This is a genomic window from Limnospira sp. PMC 1279.21 (assembly GCF_032349615.1).
Lineage (GTDB): Bacteria > Cyanobacteriota > Cyanobacteriia > Cyanobacteriales > Microcoleaceae > Limnospira > Limnospira fusiformis.
The window spans coordinates 16,730-23,930 of record NZ_JARPLU010000034.1 but is presented as its reverse complement, the minus strand read 5'-3'; the positions used below and the strand labels follow the sequence as shown (position 1 = coordinate 23,930).

Sequence of the window (7,201 nt, the reverse complement as noted above, 5' to 3'; positions counted from 1 at the left end):
ATTAGTTTGGCTGGCTTAGGCGCTGGAACCTACTACGTTCGTGTTTGGGGTTGGAATGGTGCTAGTAACCCCAACTATAGCCTGACCATTGACCCCCGCGTTGTGATCGGAAATGGCAGCAGCGAAGACCGTTTTGCTGGTAATCACAGCTTTGAGGCTGCACACGATTTCGGAACTGTCACCTCACAGCTAGTCCAAAATGAGCTGGTGATAGTATCGGGAAATGATGACTGGTTCAGCTTTACCACTAATGGAACTGCTGGCAGTGGTGCAGAGGTTCGTATTGACTTCCTCCACAGCCTAGGAGATGTGGATATGCGCCTGTACGATGCCAACAATAACTGGCTCGGCAGTTCAACGAGTGTATCGGATAATGAGAGCATTAGTTTGGCTGGCTTAGATGCTGGAACCTACTACGTTCGTGTTTGGGGTTGGAATGGTGCTAGTAACCCGAACTATAGCCTGACCATTGACCCCCGTGTAAGGGGAGATGTCAGCAGTATTAATCCCGATTACTACGATCAGAACTATGAGAACAGTAGTTGGGATAATGCAGTTCAAATTAACAGCAGTGGCGTGATTCCCCATCAACTCTCCATCCATGAATCAGGTAATGACGACTGGTTCAGATTTACCCTCGCAGAAACAGGCTGGTTTAATCATGTGGTGGTTGTTGATCAGTTTGAACACAGTTTGGGGGACATTGATGTTGAGTTATATGATTCAGACAATAATCTGCTGCGGGCATCTCGTGGAGTAGGTAATGAAGAAGCTATCTTCTTGAACGGATTAAGTCCTGATACCTATTATGTCCGGGTGTTTGGCTACAACGGTGCCACTAATCCAGAATATCGCCTGACTATTGAGGCTCCTCTTGGTGAGTTCCAAAGTTCTGGTGGTATTGCTGCCGATCGCTTTGAAGGAGACGAAGGAAACAACACCCTAGAAACCGCCCACGAATTTGGTTCAATTCGTCAGGTTAGCGAGGATGAACTCACCCTGCATACCGAGGGAGACAGAGACTGGTTCCAATTCAGCCCTGTTGTCAACGGTCAAGTTGAAGTCCGACTCGAGTTTAATCATGGCGATGGAGATATTGACCTGCGAGTTTATGACCAGGATGGGTTACTGGGAATTTCTCAAGGCACTACTAACAGCGAATCTGTGGTATTCAATGGCAGTGTCGGGGACAATTACTGGGTTGAAGTCTACGGCTATCAAGGTGTTACCAACCCTCAATACAGTCTGAATATCACCACTGGTAGTGGTTTGGGTAACATTGAGCCCGATCGCTTTGAACCTAACAACAGTCGCGAACAAGCCACTGAATTACGTTATGTTACCAGTAGCCAAACGAATCTCAGTATTCACAACAGCGATGATGAAGACTGGTTCAGCTTCACTACCGGCGATAATACCCGCGACCACCGAATTTCCATTGAGTTTGATCGCAATTTCGATCTCAATCTGGAGTTGTATGATGAGTCCGGTAGTTTAGTTCCACTCAACAGCTTCGGAGGTAGTGGCGAAGGCATCCGGGGAATTAACCTAACTGACTTGGATGCCAACACCCCATATTATGCTCGGGTTTCTGGAGATGAACCTGTTAACTATAATCTGAACCTAAACGCTCCTCAAGTCCAAGTTGAAGCTGGTGAGGCTGAATGGACAATTATGGTCTACATTGCTGGGGACAACGATCTTGAATTAGCAGCTATTGACGATATCAACCAGATGGAAGCTGTGAACCTGCCGGATCATATCAATGTGGTGGTTCAGGTTGATGTCGAAGATGTTTCCGCCGATCTCATTAGCGGTTATGACCCAGAGGGTAACCGTTGGACCGAGACCCTTCGTGGCTTGATTCAGCATGACAACAACCCCAACCTGATTACCAGCAACCTCACTTCCATTGGGGAAGCGAATATGGGAAATCCAAACACCCTGACTGAGTTTATCCAGTGGGGCGCAGAAAACTATCGCGCCCAAAACTATGCTGTGGTGGTTTGGAATCACGGTAATGGTCGTGATGGAGTCGCATGGGATGAGACTGATGGTAATGACTACTTGCAATTGTCGGAAGTTGCCCAGGCGATTCAAGAGGCTGGTTTGGAGAGTCTTCAATTGGTTGGTTTCGATTCCTGTCTCAACGGAGTGGTTGAGCAAGTCTATGAACTCCACGACCTCACTGAAGTGGTTGTCGCGTCTCAGGGACTTGTACCCTGGAGTGGTTGGGATTATACAGGCTGGCTGCAACAAGTCGCTGACGCAGGCCGTAACATCAGTGCTGAACAAATGGGTACAGCAATTCTAGAATCCTACGGTAATGTTTACAACAATTCGCAAACCCAGTCTGTGACCACAACGGGTGGGTTGGCAAATCTGAACAATGCTCTGGATAGCTTTGTTGACACCGTCCTTGATCATGCGACTGATAATGATTGGAGTGCTATTGTCCAAGCTCGTTCATTATCGACTGAGTTCTCTAACCCCGATGAGCGTGATTTGGGCAGCTTTATGAATGCGATCGACAACCTACTGGGTGACGATAACCAAATTGGTGTCGCAGCCAGGGAGGTTTCCCAAGCCCTAGATGATGCTATCATCGGTCAGGTTGATGTGTCTGGTGCTAATGGTCTGAGTATCTATTTGCCAGCCATCACAGGCCGTGGCTTTGACTCTCGTTACAATGAGAACAATTATCGGTTCGTAGCCGATACTCGCTGGGATGACTTCCTGACAGCCTTGACAAATCCAGACCGCCGTACCCAAGCGAGCGATCGCAGTCGTCGTATTGAGCCTGATTATGCCGAAACCACTGATATCACTGGCAACATTACCGGCAACGTCAATAACGACTCCTCTAGCACAGCCTTTAATCTCGGTCGTCTGACTGGTTCACAAAACTCGTTTGCGGACTTTAACCTCCATAACAGCGAAGATATCGACTGGTATCGGTTTGAGACTGGTCAACATGATGGCAACCTTGACATCAACATTAGCTCCATTCATGGCGGAAACCTGAATCTGGAAATCTATCAGGGTAATGCTAATGGCGGTGTCAGTCGGGATGAACAAGGAAACCGCATTCGACTCGGTGAGGCTTCTGGACAAAATAACCTAGAGGTTAATCTGGAAGGACAATCGGGTGGCACCTATTTCGTGAGGGTTTCCAGTGAAACTGGAGATACCAACCCCAACTACTCCCTACAAGTCAATCATCAACCCCTAGTTCGCCAAGGTGGTGTGGTTGTTGAACCTGATCATCTTGAAGGAGTCGGTGGCAGCACGGACAATAATACTCAGGCCAAGGCTACTGACTTGGGTGAATTGCGACTCAATGACATCATTGAGATTCCTGGCTTGTCAATTCACGCTGGTGATGTCGATTGGTTTAAGGTGACTCCCAGCCGCATTCCTCAGCGTCATCCTAATGGGATTACCATTGAATATGATCCGAGTTTGGGAGAACTAGATCTCGAACTTTACAATGCTGACGGGGAACGCCTCGATCTTGATCTGGTCAGGGGTGACTCATTTATGTCGATTAGTTTCCCATCTACCAACCAGCCATTTTATATTCGGGTGGCAGGTGAGAACGAAGACACCCAAAATCACTACGAACTCAACATCAGCCGTCGGGAGTTAGATATTAATGGAGATGGTAGTGCATCCGCACTGACTGATGGTTTGATGATTTTCAACTATCTCAGCTTAAGCAATACTAATCCGACTCTACTCGATCAGCGACTAGAAAATGTGGCAAGTGACGCTGGTGGCAATCGCGTCTTCTCTGACGAATTGACTCGATACCTCGAGCTAGCCCAAAATACGATGCTCGATGTTAATGGGGATGGCAGTTTCAGTGCGCTATCTGATGGTGTGATGATTTTTAACTATCTGAGCTTAAGGGATACTAACCCTAACCTACTCGATCAGCGCTTAGAATCATTAGCCCAGACAAGTCAAAACGCTACTCGCACAACTGCTGCCGAGATTCGCGATTTCCTGGATATTCATTTACCCAGCACTAACACCCAACGTTCTTCAAATCCCACTCAGCCGGAAGAACGGCCTAACTCGGTGACGGTTGAACCTGAATCTGAAGAATTGGAGGAATCTGACCAGGTGCCTGAAAATGATTCGGAAACACCAGAGGAGTCTCAAGCATCTCCAGAATCTGAGGCAGTGACCAGCAATATTGCTGAGTCTGACGAGCCTGATGAGTCTGACGAGTCTGACGAGCCTGATGAGTCTGACGAGCCTGATGAGTCTGACGAGCTTGATGAATCTGACGAGCCTGATGAGTCTGACGAGCTTGATGAATCTGACGAGCCTGATGAGTCTGACGAGCTTGATGAGTCTGATGAGTCTGCGGAAGTTGATCCCCTCACTGGTGAGAGTGATTCGTCAGAAACTTCTTCAGAAAATCTGGAAGCGGAAGCGGAGGACATTTTAGTTAATCCCTCCTCCATCGATGACTTGCAAGGCAGTGAAGAAGCTAACTTGATTGCTGGTAGTTCCGAAGATCTCAGTGGCGTGACTGTAATACCAACCACCGATGATGCGATCGCTCTTGAGGTTGAGGAAGCTGAAGGCAGTTCTAATTTTGATCCCGTTGACTTAGAAGAGGAGGATGTTTTATTGGCGGATGAGCCATCGCTGTTCTAACAGCTATTACTGGCTATAATTTGTCCCAGGTCAATCAGTGGAGTAGAAATATCACATAACCATATTTCTACTTCCTCTAGCAAAGTCGAAGCTCCGAAAACTCCATGATGGGTGCATGAGAACAACAATAGTAGTTGAACATGGAATGCTACTAGCTATCTGATGCACCCTATTAACTTGATTGATACCCAAGGAGTAGCGAAAACAGAATACAGTCAAGCTCAGTAAAAATAGTTTCTTGAACTAAATCTGGCTGGCTTGATCCAATCAGATCGGATGTGTCTGAAAACCTTTCATAACCACCTTAAATTCAACGGGAGAGTATGAACAGCAACTATCAGAACCTGCGCTCTGGGCATAGGATGGCTATCTAGGTTATCAACATCTGTGTAGGGTGTCAATTTTTCTGGGCTGTGTTCACTAAAACTTAATTTTGGGATGATCCAGATCCGGAAAAAAAAACGTTTATATGTAGTATTTTTCAGTCAGATCATGTAGACTGCCAGGTGTGACATAGTGAACCATCTACCCTTGGTCCATATTAAAGGTCAAAAGAGGACTCCCGTTAAGCCGATAGGCTCAACGACGAGATGAATTTTGACCAGTAACTAAACCATCCGGAAGCGAATCCTTTTTTGGGAAACGCTTAGTAGCGTACAGTCCTTTGAGTGTTCAAAGGATGTCCACCTTTCCCACTCCTGATTTGACAGGCGAACCCGTGAAATTTTATACCTTGCCATTGTGGTCTTTCTAGTGCTACAATCGCGATGGCTGTTACCAGTAATGTGGGCTGTAAAAAACCAACCAACTCAGTACCTCGAAAGTTAAATAGCACAAGTATAGGGTTATTGACTCGAAACTCGAAAATCGTAAGGTACGTCAGACCGAATAGCTTAGGTAAGGCCACCATAACTCCGATATGGCTGACGCACTGGAGTGGAACTTTTGAGGAAAAAGTACCGCCTAGATACTAGGGTTCGGGCATAACATAGCTGGGAGAAGAAACCCAGATGAAAATGCTTGTGGAGTGAGTATTACGGGGGTTTCAAGAGTAATCTTGGGGTCTAGTTCAGAGGCACGAAAAAGGCAATAATCCCCCGTTATATGGCTTGAGCAATTAACTGCGGGAGTCTCAAATTTAGTACAGATAGATGAGGATGATGTCATATTTTATCCATGAGTAAGGATATGAATTTAGCATCCTTAACCGCTATAATTCTACCGATTGTGATGTAGGTGAGATAATTAGGAGAAAAGGCAAAAATGGGTATTCAATTTGTATACGCAAGCGACCAAAGGTCTGAACCAGGAGTTCTTGGAGAACCCCTTGAATCTCTGACTGTATTACCTGGTGAAGAGTTCACCATTTTCATTATATATGACACTCAGGATGCCACTGGACAAGGTTCAGCATTTAATGAACAAGTCAGTGGAATTGGCTTTTTTACCCTGTTTAATGATAACCAGTTGCAATTGATCGAGGTTGCTGATGTTTTACAAACTGGTCAATTCCCTGGCTTATCTGTTGATCCCAGTGCTTCAGAATCGCTAATAGACGACGCTGATAATCGCGATGGTGATCCGGAAACAAATAAGGCTCTCCAGGGTTCATGGGTTGATTTTGGTGGTCAATGGACAGGTGATGGCACACAGCCTGCCACCCTATACAGCTTAACCTTTAATACTGTTAATGATTTTGATGGCACTTCGATTAACTTCTCCGCAACCGACATAGCACCAGGATTTCAGTTTGACTCGCGATCGCTGAGACTAGAACGTGGGGTTCCACCAAGTAGTTTTACTATTCAACCCCTCCAAGGATTGGAAACTACTGAAGCAGGTGGCACAACAGAGTTTACTGTAGTTCTTGACAGTGAACCGACAGCAAATGTAACTCTTAGCATAGTCAGCAATGACGAGTCAGAGGGAACTGTTGCCGTCAATGAATTGGTATTTAATCCCGAAAACTGGGAAACCCCACAAACTGTGACCATCACCGGGGTAGACGACGATATTGATGATGGAGACCAAGAGTTTACCATTACTGTCGGACCTGCTATCAGTCAAGACCCAGCTTTTAGCGGGTTACCTGCCCAAACTGTGTCGGTCACTAATATTGATGATGATACAGCAGGAGTTTCCATTAATCCTACTGACTTCACTATCGCTCAAGTGGGAGAAACAGCTGAGTTTGAGGTATCTCTCACCAGTGAACCTATAGCCCCAGTACAATTTGAGGTTGTCATTTCTGAACCATTGGTAACTGTTAATCCCGGTTCATTAGACTTTACTGCTGAGAACTGGGATATCCCGCAATCAGTTACCATCACCAGAGAGGCAGGAGATGAAGGACAACTCCAAATCTCCCTAAATCCTACCAGTGATGACCCAAATTACAATGAGATTCCGGTTGACCCTGTACAGGTCAATAATCCCCCAGTTGTACCCGACGACGACCCAGACCCGGAATTACTAACGGTCAACATAACTAGCGATGCGGATATTGCTACGGGGGATGTTGTATTTACCT

Annotated in this window: 1 protein-coding gene and 1 pseudogene; both read left to right on the top strand. The window is 46.2% G+C overall.

Annotation, left to right across the window (positions count from 1 at the left end; genetic code table 11):
* The coding region (locus tag P5683_RS07570; protein WP_315669431.1) for a clostripain-related cysteine peptidase at positions 1–4,671 on the top strand (4,671 nt) is incomplete at its 5' end.
* A gap of 1,263 nt (positions 4,672–5,934) precedes the next feature.
* Positions 5,935–7,201, top strand: a pseudogene (locus tag P5683_RS07565) (hypothetical protein); the annotation flags it as partial.